Annotated in this window: 12 protein-coding genes; 4 read left to right on the forward strand and 8 right to left on the reverse strand. The window is 72.9% G+C overall.

From position 1 onward, the window contains the following. Positions 1-12 precede the first annotated feature (12 nt). Positions 13-1,203 (forward strand): helix-turn-helix domain-containing protein, encoded by a 1,191-nt coding sequence (locus ACIRHA_RS29935; protein ID WP_403852358.1) that lies wholly within the window; start codon positions 13-15, stop codon positions 1,201-1,203. A gap of 72 nt (positions 1,204-1,275) precedes the next feature. On the opposite strand, the gene sucD is transcribed toward ACIRHA_RS29935, so the two are convergent. From sucD to ACIRHA_RS29970, 7 genes are all read right to left on the reverse strand, one after another. Further along, positions 1,276-2,157 carry a succinate--CoA ligase subunit alpha gene (sucD, locus tag ACIRHA_RS29940; protein ID WP_403852361.1) on the reverse strand — a complete coding sequence of 294 codons (882 nt, stop codon included), beginning with the start codon at positions 2,155-2,157 and terminating at the stop codon, positions 1,276-1,278. Positions 2,158-2,177: 20 nt separating this feature from the next. Beyond that, positions 2,178-3,356 (reverse strand): ADP-forming succinate--CoA ligase subunit beta, encoded by a 1,179-nt coding sequence (gene sucC, locus ACIRHA_RS29945; RefSeq protein WP_403852364.1) that lies wholly within the window; start codon positions 3,354-3,356, stop codon positions 2,178-2,180. Positions 3,357-3,767: 411 nt separating this feature from the next. Then, the gene (locus tag ACIRHA_RS29950) at positions 3,768-4,985 is read right to left on the reverse strand and encodes a hypothetical protein (RefSeq protein WP_403852367.1); all 1,218 of its coding nucleotides are present in this window, start codon (positions 4,983-4,985) and stop codon (positions 3,768-3,770) included. Positions 4,986-5,074: 89 nt separating this feature from the next. Next, positions 5,075-6,328 (reverse strand): hypothetical protein, encoded by a 1,254-nt coding sequence (locus ACIRHA_RS29955; RefSeq protein WP_403852370.1) that lies wholly within the window; start codon positions 6,326-6,328, stop codon positions 5,075-5,077. 72 nt (positions 6,329-6,400) lie between these two features. After that, positions 6,401-7,600: a VWA domain-containing protein gene (locus ACIRHA_RS29960; RefSeq protein WP_403852867.1), complete on the reverse strand. Its 1,200-nt coding sequence runs from the start codon at positions 7,598-7,600 to the stop codon at positions 6,401-6,403. Positions 7,601-7,671: 71 nt separating this feature from the next. Continuing rightward, on the reverse strand, positions 7,672-9,951 hold the full coding sequence (locus tag ACIRHA_RS29965; protein WP_403852373.1) for a DUF5682 family protein: 2,280 nt from the start codon (positions 9,949-9,951) through the stop codon (positions 7,672-7,674). After that, positions 9,948-11,105: an AAA family ATPase gene (locus ACIRHA_RS29970; RefSeq protein ID WP_403852376.1), complete on the reverse strand. Its 1,158-nt coding sequence runs from the start codon at positions 11,103-11,105 to the stop codon at positions 9,948-9,950. The genes ACIRHA_RS29965 and ACIRHA_RS29970 overlap by 4 nt, the downstream gene beginning before the upstream one ends. Positions 11,106-11,293: 188 nt before the next feature. On the opposite strand from ACIRHA_RS29970, the gene ACIRHA_RS29975 reads away from it, so the two are divergent. Together ACIRHA_RS29975 and ACIRHA_RS29980 are read left to right on the forward strand one after the other, a co-directional pair. Continuing rightward, positions 11,294-12,688: an SWIM zinc finger family protein gene (locus ACIRHA_RS29975; protein ID WP_403852379.1), complete on the forward strand. Its 1,395-nt coding sequence runs from the start codon at positions 11,294-11,296 to the stop codon at positions 12,686-12,688. A gap of 353 nt (positions 12,689-13,041) precedes the next feature. Then, entirely contained in the window at positions 13,042-14,607 is a 1,566-nt protein-coding gene (locus ACIRHA_RS29980) for a DUF5691 domain-containing protein (protein ID WP_403852382.1), read from the forward strand. 157 nt (positions 14,608-14,764) lie between these two features. On the opposite strand, the gene ACIRHA_RS29985 is transcribed toward ACIRHA_RS29980, so the two are convergent. Next, positions 14,765-15,187, reverse strand: a complete 423-nt coding sequence (locus ACIRHA_RS29985; RefSeq protein ID WP_403852385.1) for a cobalamin B12-binding domain-containing protein — start codon at positions 15,185-15,187, stop codon at positions 14,765-14,767. A 403-nt stretch (positions 15,188-15,590) separates the two neighbouring features. Here ACIRHA_RS29985 and ACIRHA_RS29990 point away from each other — a divergent pair, with 403 nt between their 5' ends. Next, positions 15,591-16,589, forward strand: coding sequence for a lipase family alpha/beta hydrolase (locus tag ACIRHA_RS29990; RefSeq protein WP_403852388.1), 999 nt, complete (start codon positions 15,591-15,593; stop codon positions 16,587-16,589). Positions 16,590-16,733: the final 144 nt, after the last annotated feature.

The following is a 16,733-nucleotide window of genomic DNA, read 5'->3' on the forward strand; positions in this document are numbered from 1 at the left end:
GTGGAGTTCACGATGACGCAGGGCGCTGCTACCCCACTGCCGCCGCCCAAGGAGCGCCGCAGGCTCCGCGAGGCCGGCTCGCTGTCCCGGGACCAGGTCGCCGAGCGGGTCGGCGTGACAAGCGAGACCGTCCGCCGCTGGGAAGCCGGCCGTACCACTCCAAAGGGTCAGAAACGGGAGACGTACGCGCGCCTCCTGGCGGAGCTGACCGCCGCGGAGGAGCCGACCCCGGAGACGGAGGAGCCGACCGGGGTGACGGCGGCTGCGACGACGGCGACGCCGAGCCCGAAGGCCGCCGCGATACAAGAACCCGAGCCACCGACGGCCCCGGCGACCACCACCGCCACGGCCGTGGTGGAGCGGGAGCCCGTCCCCGCGCCGGAACCCGTCGCGGCGGCAGCCCGTGCCCGTACCGCCGCCGAGGCCTTCGACGCGCTCTACACGCACGCCGCGCCGTTCCTCGTCCGGCAGACGTATCTGCTCACCGGCCGCAGGATCCTCGCCCGCGAGGCCGTCGAGCGCGCCTTCCAGCAGGCGTGGCAGAACTGGCCCGAGGTGGCGGTCGACCCGGACCCCGCGGGCTGGGTGCGCGCGGCGGCGTACGAGTACGCGATGTCGCCCTGGCACGGTCTGCGCCCCGGCCGCCGTGAGCCGGAGGCCCCGCCGGCCACCCCGGAGGACCGCGAGCTGCTCGGCGCGCTCCTGGACCTGCCGCCCGTCTACCGGCGCACGCTGCTGCTGTACGACGGGGTGGGCCTGGACCTGCCGGAGACCGCGGCGGAGACGGAGGCCAGCACCCCGGCCGCCGCCAACCGCATCCTGCACGCCCGTGAGGCGGTCGCCGGGCGGCTGCCCGACCTCGCGGTCCCCGAGCAGCTGCACCGGCGGCTCACCGAGCTGGCGGGTTCGGAGAAGCTGGACGCGCCCGTGTCCACGGTGGTGCGCAGCGGTGGCGAGCGGCGGACCCGGTTCTGGACGCGGGCCGCTGTCGCGTTCACGGTCTTCATCATCGGTGCGACGGCGCTGACCGTGCGGGTGGCGCCCACGCACTACGAGCCGGTCCCTGCACCGGGTTCGCCGATCGCCGGGGTGCCGCCGCTGACCGGTCCCGAACCGCTGACACCGGCGGACCTGGAGCTGCGCAAGGAGCTGCGGGAGAAGCTCAGCGGAGGGCCCGAGCGGCTCACGCCGAGCACCGAATAGCGCGCGTGGCGCAACGCCAGTGGGCCCGCACCGTCACCGGTGCGGGCCCACTGAGCTGCGTAGGAGAACCTCTTAGCTGAGGATCTCGCGCGCGAGCTTCGCCGTCTCGGTCGGCGTCTTGCCGACCTTGACGCCGGCGGCCTCAAGGGCCTCCTTCTTCGCCTGCGCGGTGCCGGAGGAGCCGGAGACGATGGCGCCGGCGTGGCCCATGGTCTTGCCCTCGGGCGCCGTGAAGCCCGCGACGTAGCCGACGACCGGCTTCGTCACGTTGGCCTTGATGTAGTCGGCCGCACGCTCCTCGGCGTCGCCGCCGATCTCACCGATCATGACGATCAGGTCGGTCTCGGGGTCGGCCTCGAACGCGGCGAGCGCGTCGATGTGCGTCGTGCCGATGACCGGGTCGCCACCGATGCCGACGGCGGACGAGAAGCCGATGTCACGGAGCTCGTACATCATCTGGTACGTCAGCGTGCCGGACTTCGAGACCAGGCCGATGCGGCCCGGCTTCGTGATGTCGCCCGGGATGATGCCGGCGTTCGACTGGCCCGGCGTGATGAGGCCGGGGCAGTTCGGGCCGATGATGCGGGTCTTGTCGCCCTTGGACTTGGCGTACGCGTAGAACGCGGCCGAGTCGTGGACGGCGATGCCCTCGGTGATGACGACGGCGAGGGGGATCTCGGCGTCGATGGCCTCGACCACGGCGGCCTTGGAGAAGGCCGGCGGGACGAAGAGCACGGACACGTTGGCGCCCGTCTTCTCCATCGCCTCGGCGACCGTGCCGAAGACCGGGATGTCGTTGCCGTCGATGTCGACGGACGTGCCGGCCTTGCGCGGGTTCACACCGCCGACGATGTTCGTGCCGTCGGCCAGCATGAGCTTGGTGTGCTTCATGCCCGTGGCACCGGTCATGCCCTGGACGATGACCTTGCTGTCCTTGTTGAGGAAGATAGCCATGGCTGTTTAGTCCCTCGTCCTTACTTCGCGGCCGCGAGCTCGGCGGCCTTGTCGGCCGCGCCGTCCATGGTGTCCACGCGCTGCACCAGCGGGTGGTTGGCGTCGGAGAGGATCTTGCGACCCAGCTCGGCGTTGTTGCCGTCGAGGCGGACGACGAGGGGCTTCTCGACCTTCTCGCCCTTCTCCTCGAGGAGCGCCAGCGCCTGGACGATGCCGTTGGCGACCTCGTCGCAGGCGGTGATGCCGCCGAAGACGTTGACGAAGACCGACTTGACGTCGGAGTCGCCGAGGATGATCTCCAGGCCGTTCGCCATCACCTGGGCGGACGCGCCGCCACCGATGTCGAGGAAGTTGGCCGGCTTCACGTTGCCGTGGTTCTCACCGGCGTACGCGACGACGTCCAGCGTCGACATGACCAGACCGGCACCGTTACCGATGATGCCGACCTCGCCGTCGAGCTTGACGTAGTTGAGGCCCTTCTCCTTGGCGGCGGCCTCGAGCGGGTCGGCCGCCTCCTTGTCCTGGAGGGCTTCGTGGTCGGCGTGCCGGAACTCGGCGTTCTCGTCCAGCGACACCTTGCCGTCGAGGGCGATGACCTTGCCGGAGGCGACCTTCGCGAGCGGGTTGACCTCGACGAGGAGGGCGTCCTCCTCGACGAAGGTCTTCCACAGGGTCTGGAGGATCTCGGCGATCTGGTCGGCGACCTCGGCCGGGAACTTCGCGTCCGTGACGATCTTGCGGGCGACCTCGGGGGTCACGCCCTCATTGGCGTCGATCGGCGTCTTGGCGACGGCCTCGGGGCGCTCGACCGCCACCTCCTCGATCTCCATGCCGCCCTCGACGGAGGCGATGGAGAGGAAGGTGCGGTTGGTGCGGTCCAGGAGGAAGGAGACGTAGTACTCCTCCACGATCTCCGGAGCCGTCTCGGCCATCATCACCTTGTGGACCGTGTGGCCCTTGATGTCCATGCCGAGGATGTTGGTCGCGTGCTGCACGGCCTCGTCGGGGGTGCCGGCCAGCTTCACGCCGCCGGCCTTGCCGCGGCCGCCGACCTTCACCTGCGCCTTGACGACGGACTTGCCGCCCAGACGCTCGGTCGCCTCGCGGGCCGCCTCAGGCGTGTCGATGACTTCACCGGCCAGCACCGGTACACCGTGCTTGGCGAAGAGGTCCCTCGCCTGGTACTCGAACAGGTCCACGCGCGTCCGTCCCTATCAGTGATCTCGCCGCTCTGCGGTCTGTCTGTCTGCGTGGGCGTGCCGCGAAGGGCAACGTGACTCCGCTGTCACAAGGGAGGCGTACGAGGCGTACACAGTGGCCGGGTACGCGGCATGTCCGTCTCGCAGGTTATCGCCGCTCAGGGACGGCTTCTAAATCGCAGATCACACCTGAGCGGTGATACCCATCACAGAGCGTCCTGTTTGTGGTGCTATCTGCCGGTGCCGCCGAGGGTCCCCGGGAATGAAAGCGGCCTCACCCAGCGGGGGTGCGCTCGGTGAGGCCGCAGGTCAGCGGGTGGTCACGTCCCCAAGCGGACCACCCGCCGTCATGCACGTAAAGCGACCCGATCCGACCGATGGCTTTCGGCCGTCCGGGCACCGTCGCGTCGGTCAGACGCCGGGCAGGTAGCTGGGCGCGACGGAACCGGCGACACCCTGCACGCCGGTGACGGCGTTGCCCGCGAGCGGCTGGGCGTCGGCGGTCACGGTGCCGGTCAGGCCCTGCGCGAACGGGGCGACCTCGTGGGTCACGCCGCCGGCCAGCGGGGCGACGTTGTCGCCGACCACGGTCTGGACGAACGGGGCGACGTTGTCGCCGACCAGGCCCTGCGCGAGCGGCTGGGCGTCACCGGTGACGCCCTGCGCCAGGCCCTGCGCGCTGGTGCCGACGCCGCCGACGACCGGCTGCACGTGGTCGACGACCGTCTGCACGAGCGGCTGGACCGCGTCCACGACGCCGCCCGCGAACGGGGTGACGTCGTTGCCGACCACGCTCTGCGCGAACGGGGCCACGTTGTCGCCGGCCACGCCCTGGGCCAGCGGCTGGACCTGGCCGGTGACGCCCTGCGCGAAGGGCGCGACGTTGTCGCCGACGACGGTCTGCGCGAACGGCGTCACGTCGCCGACCGCGCCGCCCGCCAGGGTGGTCACGTCGCCGACGGCCTGGCCGGCGACCGGCAGCACGCCCTGCACGGCGGTGTTCGCGAGGGGCGGGAGCACGGCGTCGGCGGTCTCGCCGACGGCCGGGGCGGTGTTCGTGCGGACGTTCTGCACGGTTCCGTCGACGGTGCTCTGGGCGTTGCTCTGTACGTAGGCGGGGGCCTGGGCCGCCGCCTGCGTCAGCTCCTGCTGGAGCTGCGGGGCGAAGGCGTCGAGCGGGCCGAACAGGTAGTCAACGCCCTCCTGGGCGCGGCCCTGGGCGTCGGCGACGTGACCGGCGGCCTTGTCCTTGACGCCCGCGACGTCGGCGGTGTTCGTGAGGTCGGCGGCGTTCGGGGCCTGCACGTCCGGGGCCTGGACCTGGTGGGCGTGCGACTGGACCTGGGCCTTGGCGTGCTGGGCGGTGGCCTTGGCCTTGTTGGCGACCTGGGTGTGCTCGACCTTGTCGGTCACCCGGGTGGCGGCCTTGGCCTTGTCGGTCACCTTCGCGGTGGTGTCCTGCACGTCCGACGTCGTGTTCTGCAGGTCGGAGACCGTGTCACCGGCGACGTCCGGGACGGACAGCGAGTGGGCGGGCAGCTCGTCGGCGCTCGCGACGGCGGAGCCGAGCGCCCAGGCGCCGGAGACGCCGGCGGCTATGACGATGGAGCGGCGAATGTTCTTGTTCATGGGTACGTCAGTTCCTTCGAATTCACTTCACGACTGGGCAGACCTGTTCCACCCCCGCGTGGCAGGTCACGAGCGGGGAACTGGCTGCCCTAGCCGGGGAATTCGGGAATGTCACGAAGCCGGTCGACCACCGGCGCGGTGCCCGCGGACGCCGTGGCGCCGGACGCGAGCAGAACGGGGGCGCGGTCGCCGAACGCGGCCGCGTGCAGATCACCGTGGCGCGACGAACCGCCGTCGCCCGCGCTCGCACCGGCCGACGGCGCACCGTCGGGACGCTGCGGCACGACGGGCGACGCGGGACGCGCCTCGGCCCGCGCGCCCGCTTCCGTCTTCTGTACGTCGCCGAACCGCGCGACGTCGTACGGCTGCGGGGCGCTCACTGCGGCGTGGGAACGGTCATCGGCCGTGGCCTTGGTCGGCCGGTCGCCGTCCGCCGCCGGGGTGTCCGACTGCTGCGGCGTGGTCGCGGCGGGCGGCCCGGGGCGGGCGTCGGCGGGGTCCACGATGCCGATGATCCCGGCGAGGCGGCCGTGCGTCAGCTGCTCCGGCACCGCTCCGACGAGCTCCGCGACGGCACGCGTCGCCAACTCCTCGACGGGACCCGCCACCTGGCGCACGGTGGCACCGACCGGCGCCGTCAGATACCGCAACGCGTCGGCGACGGAACGCAACCGCGTCTGGTCACCCCCCAGCGCCTCCATCCGCTGACGCAGGGGGTCGGTGAGGTAGGTCCGCACGGATGCGGTGGCGCCGGCGCCGGCTTTGGTGGTGCCCGGGTTGCTGGGAGCGGTGGGGGCACCGGGAGTGGCGGGCTTGTCGTGCAGGTGTCGCGCCAGGCGCTTCATGCCGGAGACGGGCTTCGCGTCGGGCGAGGGCTGCACGCCGGGGGCGTGCTCCGGGGCGACCGGGTTCGGTGCCGGCGTGGCGGGCCGGACCGGGGCGGGTGCCTGTGCGGGTGCCTGTGCGGGTGCCTGTGCAGGTGCGGGGTCGGCGACGGGTGCCGCCTTCCGATCCTGCGGGGGCGTGGTCGGCTTCGCGTGCGCGGGCCCGGATGCGTCCCCGGATGCGTCGGACGCCCCGGTGGCCTCGGAGGGAGCCGGGGCCACGTCGGGGCCCGCCTCGTGCAACTTCCGCACGGAATCGGCGACATGCTCCCGCACCGCCACGTGCCCCGCCCCGAGCGAACCGGCGTCGGACAACCCGTCCGCCTGCGCCCGGCCGCCGCACACCATCCCGAGGACGAACAACGCGCCGAACAGCAGCGCCAGTTGCAGCGCACGCCGTCCTGCCGTCGCGCGCACAGGGCGCGCGACGGGGGCGGGAAGTGCCATCGGGGAAGTCACGGTGGCCGAATCCTCGCATGGGGCGAGGGAGGCGGCGCAAGCCCCGTGTACCCCCGTGTTACCGATGGGTACTCATATCCGGTTCGCCGCGCGTGCACCCTTTTCCGATGCCGCGTCCGGTATCGGCAAGGGGTGCTTCTCGATGGCCGCGGCCATGACGTCGGGGAACAGATCCGGGGTGCAGGCGAAGGCCGGCGCACCGAGACCCGCGAGCGCCGCGGCGTGCTCCCGGTCGTAGGACGGCGCGCCCTCGTCGGAGAGTGCGAGCAGCGTCACGAACTGCACGCCGGACGCCTTCATCGCGGCGACCCGCTTCAACATCTCGTTGCGAATGCCTCCTTCGTACAGGTCGGAGATCAGCACGACGACGGTCTCGGCGGGCCGGGTGATCTGCGACTGGCAGTACGCGAGTGCCCGGTTGATGTCCGTGCCGCCGCCGAGCTGGGTGCCGAACAGGACGTCGACCGGGTCGTCGAGCTGGTCCGTCAGGTCCACGACGGCCGTGTCGAAGACGACGAGCCGGGTCGCTATCGAGCGCATGGAGGCGAGCACCGCTCCGAAGACGGAGGCGTAGACGACGGATGCCGCCATCGAACCCGACTGGTCGATGCAGAGGACGACTTCCTTCTTCACGGACTGCGCCGCACGCCCGTAACCGATCAGCCGCTCGGGCACGATCGTCCGGTACTCGGGCAGATAGTGCTTGAGGTTGGCCGCGATCGTGCGGTGCCAGTCGATGTCGCGGTGGCGCGGCCGCTGGATGCGGGCGCTGCGGTCGAGTGCTCCGGTGAGCGTGGCGCGGGTGCGCGTGGCGAGCTTCTTCTCGAGGTCCTCGACGACCTTGCGCACGACGGCTCGGGCCGTCTCCTTCGTCGTCTCGGGCATCGCCTTGTTGAGCGAGAGCAGGGTGCCAACGAGGTGCACGTCCGCGTCGACGGCCTCCAGCATCTCCGGCTCCAGCAGCATCGCGGACAGCCCGAGCCGGTCGATGGCGTCCCGCTGCATGACCTGGACGACGGAGGACGGGAAGTAGCTCCGGATGTCGCCGAGCCAGCGGGCCACGGCCGGAGCGGACGCCCCGAGCCCCGCGCTCCGGCTGCCGCCGGGCGCCTGCTGCTTTCCTTGGCCCGAGCCGTAGAGGGCATCGAGGGCACCGTCCATCGCGGCGTCCTGCCCGGCGAGTTGGCAGCCCGTCCCGTCGGCGGCCTCACCACCGAGAACCAGCCGCCAACGACGCATACGCTCGTCCTCGGCTGTCGCGGTGTGCGTCATCTGGTCGCCTCCGTTGGTTGCCACGTGGTCCACGCCCCACGCCCCGCCGTCCGCTCCGGTCGCCCTGCCGCTCATCCGCCCACTCCCACCGCGTCGCCGAGCAGCAGGCGCAGCACCGGCAGCACCGCGTCCGCCCGTTCCGCGTCGAGTTCCTCCGCGAAGCCGCGCGGCCCGCCGGCGACCGGGGCCCGCCCGCTCCCGGAGGGCCCGCGCCGGAGCAGTTCGCCCAAGGTCCGCCGCACGCCGGGCTCGTACGCCGAGAACGTGCGCCGCAGCAGCGGCAGTACGTCCGTGAACGCGTCGCCCGACACCCGCGTCAGCCACGCGTCGACCAGGCCCAGGAGCCGCTCGTCGTGCACCAGGAGCAGCCCACCGCCCGAACCGCCGCCGACGAAGCCCTCGATCCACGCCGCCGCTTCGGCCGGCGCGGTGCCGGGCGACAGGGCGAGGCTCATCAGCCGGGCCGCGTCGTCCTCGTCGAGCACGCCCTCGTCCAGCAGGACCCGCGCGCACCGCCCCCGGATCACCCCGGCCACGCCGTCCCGCTCCGCGAGCACGCGCAGCACGGCCCGCCAGCGCCCGCGCACCCCGGCGTCCTCCAGGAGCGCGACGGCCGAGTGCACCGCGTCGACGTGGCCGCGCATCTCTTCGGCCGCCTCCGCGTCGAGCCCCGCGCAGGCCGGGGGCAGACCGACGAAGACCCGCTCGGCGAGGCCCGCCGCCACGTCGGCGAGGGCCCCGGTGTCGGTGCCGCGCACGTCGCCGTAGCGCAGGGCGCGGACCAGGGCGGGCAGGGCGCCGGCGAGGTGGCCGACGTCCGCGTCGAGGGCGGCGCGGTCGGCGAGGATCCGCATCACCGTCGGCAGCGCCTCCGCGAGCCCCGCGAGCAGGCAGACCTCGGCGAGCGCCGTGACGTCGGCGAGCGCCCTGGCCGCGACCGCGTCGGTCTCCGCCTTGACGGTCGCGGCGGAGAGCACGGTCGTCCCCCACACCCCCGCCTCCGCGACCCGCACGGACAGCTCCGGCTCCCAGCGCAGCCGCCACGACTCGCGGAACGTCCCCGTGGAGCCGCGCGCCGATCTCGCCGGATCGCCCCAGGCCACGCCCAGGAGCCGCAGCCGGTGCAGCAGACGGCTGCGCGCGGCGTCGGTGTCGCCCCGCAGGTCGAGGTCCAACTCCTTCTCCGAGGCGGCCGGTTTGAGCCGCAGGGAGCGCTGCTGTCGCGTGAGGTCGCGCTGCAGCGGCACCGCGGGCGCCGCCTCGGGCACCTCCCCCAGCACATCGCCGACGACCAGCTTGTCGTGGATGAGCGCCAGCGGTACGTCCGAGCCCTCGCACAGCACGGCCCGCACCGCGTCGGTGGTCTCGGTGAGTCCCGCGAGCGGCCGCCCGCGCATCACGGCGAGGGTCTCCGCGAGCCGTACGGCCTCGATGACATGGGCGGATGACACGATGCGGTCCTCCGCGCGCAGCAGCCCGGCGACCTTGGTCAGCCAGCGCTCCACCGGCCGGTCGGGCGCGCTGAACAGATGCCCGTACCAGCCGGGCGAGTCGATCCCCGCCCCGTATCCGCTGACGCGGGCCAGGCGCCGGTGCGTCCACGGCACCCACGTCATGTCGACCTTCGCCTTCGGCAGCCCCTTGAGCAGGGCGCGGTCGGCCGCGACGGTTGTCTTCTGCCGCAGCGCGGGCACGTGCCACGCCCCGCACACGACGGCCACGTCGTCCGCGAACTCACGCTGCGCCGCCCGCACTTGGAGCCGCATATACGCCTCGCGCAGCGGATCGCGCTCGTGTCCCCCGTCCCCGCACGTCTCCCGCAGCGCGCCCATCGCCTCGCCGAGCGCGGCGAAGGCGTCGCCGTCCCGGTGCTCGACGACGTCCTCCCACCAGCGCTCCGCGTCGTCGTATCCGGCGGTCTCGGCGAGGACCCGCAGGGGGTCCACGCGTACGGAGTCGCCCCCTTCCTCCTCCCCCGTCCCCTCTTCCCGGTCGCCGCCGTCGGCGTCCTCCACCCGCATCGCCAGGCTGTGCGCGGCCGGCAGGTCGATGAAGCGCACCGGCACGTCGCGCCCCAACGCCCAGCGGATCGCGACCCATTCGGGCGAGAACTCGGCGAACGGCCAGAACGCCGACCTCCCCGGCTCGTCCACGACGTGCGCGAGCAGCGCGACCGGTGGCCGCATGCCGGCCTCGGCGGCGAGCGGCACGAGACCGTCGGCTTCCGGCGGCCCTTCGATCAGTACGATCCGGGGCTCCACGGTGTCGAGCGCGGAGCGCACGGCGCGCGCGGAGCCGGGCCCATGGTGTCGCACGCCGAGCAGCGCGGGCCCCGTGGCCGGTGTCGTCATGCGCTCACCTCTCGGCAGGCCCGGTAGAAGTCCTTCCAGCCGTCGCGCTCGCGCACCACGGCCTCCAGGTACTCCTGCCAGACGACGCGGTCCGCCGCCGGATCACGCACCACGGCCCCGAGGATGCCGGCGGCCACGTCGGACGGGCGCAGCACGCCGTCCCCGAAGTGGGCGGACAACGCGAGGCCGTTGGTGACGACGGAGATCGCCTCGGCGGTCGACAGCGTGCCGCTCGGCGACTTCACCTTCGTCCGCCCGTCGGCGGTCACACCGTCGCGCAGCTCGCGGAAGACGGTGACGACGCGGCGGATCTCGTCCATCCCGTCGGGAGCGCTGGGCAACTCCAGTGCGCGGCCGACCTGGTCGACCCGGCGCGAGACGATGTCGACCTCGTCCTCCACGCTCGCGGGCAGCGGCAGCACGACCGTGTTGAACCGGCGCCGCAGCGCGCTCGACAGATCGTTGACCCCGCGGTCCCTGTCATTGGCCGTGGCGATGAGGTTGAACCCGCGTACGGCCTGCACCTCCTGCCCCAACTCCGGTATCGGCAGGGTCTTCTCGGACAGGATCGTGATCAGCGAGTCCTGCACATCGGCCGGGATGCGCGTCAGCTCCTCGACGCGCGCCGTCATTCCCTCCGCCATCGCCCGCATGACCGGGCTCGGCACGAGGGCGTCCCTGCTCGGCCCGTTGGCCAGCAACTGCGCGTAGTTCCAGCCGTATCGGATGGCCTCCTCCGGCGTCCCGGCCGTGCCCTGCACCAGCAGCGTCGAATCCCCGCTCACGGCGGCCGCGAGATGCTCGGACACCCAGGTCTTGGCGGTGCCGGGCACACCGAGCAGGAGCAGTGCCCGGTCGGTCGCCAGCGTCGTCACGGCGACCTCGACGAGGCGTCGCGGGCCCACGTACTTCGGCGAGATCACCGTGCCGTCGGGCAGCGTGCCACCGAGGAGATATGTCGCGACGGCCCACGGCGACAGGCGCCAGCGGGCGGGCCGCAGCCGGTCGTCCTGCGCGGCCAGCGCCGCGAGTTCCTCGGCGAACGCGTCCTCGGCATGCGGCCGCAGCACCCCGTCCGCGGCCGGATTCCCTGCCTGCCTCCCGGCCCCGCTCCCGTCCCGATCCTCGGTCTGGCCCTCGACGGAAATGGTCATGGCTGTCCCCCTCCAACTCGCCCCGCTCGAACCCGCTCGAACCCGCACGACGAGCCATCGACCGCTCTCGTCGCGTGCTGGATTCCACGGTGCACCACGCCACTGACAATCGACATCGACCGCAGCATCACCGCAGGTCAGAGCCGCCACCGGACGGATTGTCAGTGGCGGGATCTACCGTCGAGGACATGAATCAGCTGGGGGTGCGCTGGACGACGGATCAGGTGCTCGCACTGGCGCCTGACGACGCGTCACGCAAGGCGGGAAGCAAGCTCGGGGGCCCGGGTCCGTGGTCGGGGACCGGGAGTTCCGCGGGTGCGGAGGATTCGGACGAGGGGGCGGTATGGGGACTGTGCAAGGGGAGCGGCAGCAAGCCGTACCAGACGATCGTGGACATCGGCGGGGGTGCCTCGGGGGCGGACGGGCCGGGGTACACATGCAGTTGCCCGAGCCGCAAGTTCCCGTGCAAGCACGCGCTCGGGCTCTTGCTGCTCTGGGCCGGCGGCGACGCACAGGTGCCGGCGGGCCAGTCGCCGCCGGAGTGGGCCGAGCCATGGCTGGCGGGGCGGCGGAAGCGGGCCGGGTCCCGGCAGGCCGCGGCGCCGACGGCCGTCCCGGGCAGCGTCCCGGCGGATCCGGAGGCGGCCCGGCGCAGAGCCGAGCGCCGCGCCCAGCGGATCACGGCGGGCGCGACAGAGCTGGAGCAGCGCCTCGCCGACCTGCTGCGCGGCGGCCTCGCGCAGGCGGAGCAGTCGGGTTACGGACTGTGGGAGGAGACGGCCGCGCGCATGGTCGACGCGCAGGCGCCCGGACTTGCCGCGCGCGCCCGGGAGTTGGGGGCGATCCCGGCGTCCGGCTCCGGGTGGCCGGTGCGGCTGCTCGAGGCGTGCGCGCTGCTCCACCTTCTCGACCAGGGCTGGTTGCGCCGCGATGCGCTGCCCGACGACCTGGCGGCGACGGTCCGCTCGCGTGTGGGCCTGCCGGCTGCGGACCGAGAGCCACCGTTGCGCGACCGCTGGCTGGTCCTCTCCCAGTACGACACGGCGGACGGCCACCTCACCACACGCCGGATATGGCTGCACGGCGCACAGAGCGCGCGCACCGTGCTGCTCCTCTCCTACGGGGCGGCCGGCCGCGCCCCTGGGCTCGCGCTGCCGACCGGGCGCACGCTCGACGCCGCGGTGTCGGCGTACCCGGGAGCGGGTGCCCTGCGGGCGGAGCTGGGCGAGCAGTTCGCCTCGGCGGAGTCGGACGGCATACGTCCCAAGGGAGTTGACGTCACCGCAGGTCTCGCCGCCTACGGAGCGGCGCTCGCGGCCGACCCCTGGCTGGAGTCCTGGCCGGTGACGCTGGCGGGGGTGATACCGACGCGGGACGCGGACGGCCACTGGCAACTGGCGGACGGCGAAGGCAAGTCGGCCCTCCCCCTCACCGCACACGCGGCGGCATCCCCCGGCCTGTGGCGCCTGATCGCCGTCTCGGGAGGCACGCCAGTGACAGTCTTCGGCGAATGCGGCCCGACGGGCTTCCGCCCGCTGGCGATGTGGCCGACCCAGCCGGGCGAGCTCATACCGCTGAACTGACAGCCCCGGTGCCGCTGCTCAAGCCCCTGCGGCGCTTGAGCAGCGGGGTCCGAGGCAGAGCCCCGATCCTTCCAGCCCCGCCGACACTTGAGGCGCGAGGCCCGAGGCAGAACCCCGATCCTTCCAGCCCCGCCGGCGATTGAGGCGCGGGGCCCAGGGCGGATCTCCGATCTTTCCAGCCCCGCCAACGCTTGAGGCGCGAGGCCCGAGGCAGAGCCCCGATCTTTCCAGCCCCGCCGGCGATTGAGGCGCGGGGGCCGGGGCGGAGCCCCGAGGCCGCAACGCCGGTGCCGGTGTCCCATTCACCCCGACCCAACAACCCACCCACCCACCGAGACTCACGGAGAGGCCCGATGACGACCACCGCCACCTGGGACGACCTGGTCAGCACCGCGCTGCTCGGCACCGACCGCCGCCCCGACCACACCCCCCTCACCCTCCTCGACGAGGCCGCCGTACAGACCGTCCGGCAAAGGGCCGGCCTGCGACCGGCCACGGCCGCCGCCCCACCGGAGCGCGCCGAGGACGACCCACGCCACCCCCTGCCGCCCGCCGCGCGCCAGCGCCTCGCGCTCCTGCTCACCGACCGCTCCAGCGGCACCGGTGCGCGCCGCGGCACCGCCCCCGACCTCCTCGAACTGCTCCCGCAGTGGCTGGCCACGGCCAACGCGTACGGGTACGCGCCGCCGCCCGAGCTGCTGCCCGCGCTGCTCGACGCGGCGCGTGGCCGCACCGACCTGCGCCCACCGGCCCTCACGTTCGCGGGGCCGCGTGCCCGATGGCTGGCCCGGCTCAACCCGGACTGGAAGTTCGCGCTGCGCGCGACGCCGGGCGCCGGCGCCGCGCTGCCGGCGCCGGAGGAGAGTGAGCAGGTTCAACTGCGTTGGGAAGAGGGCCTGTTCGCGGAGCGGGTGGCACTGCTCGCCTCGATTCGGGCGCACGACCCGGCCGCGGCCCGGACGCTCCTGGCCGGGACCTGGGGCACGGAGCGCGCCGAGGACCGCCTGATGTTCCTCGACTCGCTGCGCACGGGGCTCGGCGACGCGGACGAGCCGTTCCTGGAGCAGGCGCTGACCGACCGCAGCAAGAACGTGCGGGCGACGGCGGCCGAGCTGCTCTCCGCACTCCCCCGCTCTGCGCTCGCCGCGCGGATGGCGGACCGGGCGCTGACGTGTGTGGCGCTCGACCGTGCGGAAGGGGCGATCGTCGTGGAGGCGCCGCACGAGTGCGACGCGGGGATGGAGCGGGACGGCATCGTGGCGAAGCCGCCCGCGGGACGCGGGGAACGGGCGTGGTGGCTCGGGCAGTTGGTCGAGGCGGCGCCGCTCGGCCGGTGGCCGGACAGGTTCGGCGGCCGGGGGCCCAAGGAGATAGTGGCGCTGCCGGTCGCCGACGACTGGCGCGGGGAACTGCACGCCGCGTGGTGCCGGGCGGCGGTCCGGCAGCGGGACATCGCCTGGTCGCGGGCGCTGCTCGGGGCGCCGACGGCGTCGGACGCGGCGGGGCCCGGGGCGGTGTCGCTCGCCGAGCGGGCGAAGTTGCTCGCGGCGCTGCCGGGGGCGGAACGGGCGGACTGGGTGGCGGAGTTCATCGCGGCGCACGGACTGTCCGAGGCGTTCCAGCTGCTGGGGGTGTGCGGCACGCCGTGGGCGCGGCCGCTCGGGCGGTCCGTGGTCGACGCGCTGAACATCGCGCGGGACGCGGGGAGTTATCCGTGGAGCTTCAGCGGGGTGATGGGGCTCGCGGAGCGGTGCCTGGACCCCGAGGAGGTGGTGCGGCTCGACGGGCTCACGGCGGCGGTGGAGGAACCGGAGGGCTCGGCGCCCGGGGCCGGGGGGTACTGGACGGAGGCGTTCCAACGCCTCGCCTCCACACTCCGGCTCCGCCGGTCCATGCGGGACGAGCTGGCCCCGCCGTGACCGGGCCCGCCCCGTCGTTGCGCGGCACCGGGGTGCCGCCTTGCCCACCCTGCCGCCCAAGGCGGCAGATTGCCCAAGGCGACGGGGCAGACGGAGCCACGCATTTCAAGCCCCGCCGGCGATTGAGGCGCGGGGTCCGGGGCGGAGCCCCGTGGCGTCAACCCCCGGACGCCGCCGGCTGCCGCACATTGGCCCGCACCCACTCGACGATGGACGCCGTCGTTGCCCCCGGCGTGAAGATCTCCGCGACGCCCTTCTCCTTCAGCGGCGCGATGTCCCCCTCGGGGATGATCCCGCCACCGAAGACCTTGATGTCCGCGGCGTCACGCTCGGCGAGAAGCTCGATGACACGGGCGAAGAGCGTGTTGTGCGCGCCGGACAGGATGGAAAGACCGATCGCGTCGGCATCCTCCTGGATGGCGGTGTCCACGACCTGCTCGGGCGTCTGGTGCAGGCCCGTGTAAATGACCTCCATCCCCGCGTCGCGCAGCGCCCGCGCGATCACCTTGGCCCCTCGATCGTGGCCGTCGAGTCCCGGCTTCGCGACGACCACGCGGATCGGCCCGGCTGCCACACCCATCACTGCCTCCCTGAAACGACTGCTCAAGCAAAAGTTGAAGCGATTGTTCAAAAGACTGATGCCCGAAGTGAACGAACGTTATCGACAGCATCCCGCAAGCCGCCGTTTCGCGGTGCGGACCGAGGGGGAAATCACACGGTGGGACACATTCGCTGCGCGCCGCGTCTGCCACAGGCGGGACACACCGCCGGATCCAGGACAGGCGCGAGGGAGCCGCTTCGAGGTCGCCGCGCCACCGCGCCGACAGCCGCACGGCACGGTGGCACGGTGCTTCCCGCTGCCGTTCGGACCGATGAGTCGGCGCATCGGGCACGGCCGGCGCCGCGGGACCGCTTCGGTCGGCTCTCATGAGCGCACACGGGGGCCAGAGGCGTCTTCCCGTGTGCCGACGGGAGGTTGACCGATGAAGGTCACGAGGACCCTGCCCTTTCGCCCCCTCTGCCACTTTCTGCCCACCAGACTGGCCGGCCTCTCGATCGCGCTCCTGAAGGCGACCGCCCTGGAACTGGCGATCCTCGCGGGCCATCTACTCCTCTACCCCTCCGGCATCCTCCCCGAGCGGAGGCAGCCCCTGGCGCTGCCCCGCCACCCCTCGGCGTACGTCCCGGTGGACGTAGAAACGGTCACGGCGGAGGCGAACCTCCAAGGAGAACCAGCAGAACCAGCAGAACCGGCGGAACCGGCAGAACCGAGCGCCCCGACAGCAGCGGACGCGCCGCGCCTGCCCGCACCGGCCAAGCCCCCGGTCCTCCTCCTGCACGGCTTCATCGACAACCGCTCCGTCTTCGTCCTGTTGCGCCGCTCCCTCGCGCAGCACGGCAGGCAGCACGTCGAATCGCTCAACTACTCCCCTCTCACCTGCGACATCAGGGCCGCGGCCAAGCTGCTCGCCCGGCACGTGGAGGAGGTCTGCGAGAGGTCGGGCCGGGACAAGGTCGACATCGTGGGGCACAGCCTGGGCGGCCTGATAGCCCGTTACTACGTGCAGTGCCTCGGCGGTGACACGCGGGTGCGCACGCTCGTCACGCTCGGCACCCCGCACAGCGGCACGCGGGTGGCGCCACTCGCGGACGCGCACCCGATCGTCCGGCAGATGCGGCCCGGTTCGTCCGTCGTCGAGGAGTTGAAGCGGCCGGCGCCCGGCTGTCGTACGCGCTTCGTGAGCTTCTGGAGCGATCTCGACCAGTTGATGCTGCCCCTCGAGACGGCGTGCGTGGACCACGCGGACCTGCTCGCGCAGAACGTGCGGGTCACGGGCATCGGCCATCTCGCACTGCCGGTGCACCCGGCCGTCGCGATCGGTATCCGGCAGGCACTCGACGCGGAGCACACGGAGCACACGGGGCACGCGGAAGGAGCGCTCGCCGCTGCCAATCCCGGCGGTGGCCTGACAGTGGCCTGACCTGACCGCCCGATCCGAGCTCAGCGGCGCTGATCGGCACCCGTTCCACGCCGCTGCGCAGCCATTTCGTCGAACGAGTCTCGAACTCAGGGCCAAGGAACTGTCCACAGTCCACCCAAAGGCGGCTGATTGCCCGTTTCCCCG

The organism is Streptomyces sp. NPDC102360 (assembly GCF_044766085.1).
GTDB lineage: Bacteria > Actinomycetota > Actinomycetes > Streptomycetales > Streptomycetaceae > Streptomyces.

What these genes read in the sequence shown, in the direction of transcription:
- ACIRHA_RS29935 (WP_403852358.1), top strand. Translation starts at nt 13, where the DNA reads ATGACGCAGGGCGCTGCTACCCCACTGCCGCCGCCCAAGGAGCGCCGC.
- sucD (WP_403852361.1), bottom strand. Translation starts at nt 2,157, where the DNA reads ATGGCTATCTTCCTCAACAAGGACAGCAAGGTCATCGTCCAGGGCATG.
- ACIRHA_RS29950 (WP_403852367.1), bottom strand. Translation starts at nt 4,985, where the DNA reads ATGAACAAGAACATTCGCCGCTCCATCGTCATAGCCGCCGGCGTCTCC.
- ACIRHA_RS29960 (WP_403852867.1), bottom strand. Translation starts at nt 7,600, where the DNA reads ATGACGCACACCGCGACAGCCGAGGACGAGCGTATGCGTCGTTGGCGG.
- ACIRHA_RS29965 (WP_403852373.1), bottom strand. Translation starts at nt 9,951, where the DNA reads ATGACGACACCGGCCACGGGGCCCGCGCTGCTCGGCGTGCGACACCAT.
- ACIRHA_RS29970 (WP_403852376.1), bottom strand. Translation starts at nt 11,105, where the DNA reads ATGACCATTTCCGTCGAGGGCCAGACCGAGGATCGGGACGGGAGCGGG.
- ACIRHA_RS29975 (WP_403852379.1), top strand. Translation starts at nt 11,294, where the DNA reads ATGAATCAGCTGGGGGTGCGCTGGACGACGGATCAGGTGCTCGCACTG.
- ACIRHA_RS29980 (WP_403852382.1), top strand. Translation starts at nt 13,042, where the DNA reads ATGACGACCACCGCCACCTGGGACGACCTGGTCAGCACCGCGCTGCTC.
- ACIRHA_RS29985 (WP_403852385.1), bottom strand. Translation starts at nt 15,187, where the DNA reads ATGGGTGTGGCAGCCGGGCCGATCCGCGTGGTCGTCGCGAAGCCGGGA.
- ACIRHA_RS29990 (WP_403852388.1), top strand. Translation starts at nt 15,591, where the DNA reads ATGAAGGTCACGAGGACCCTGCCCTTTCGCCCCCTCTGCCACTTTCTG.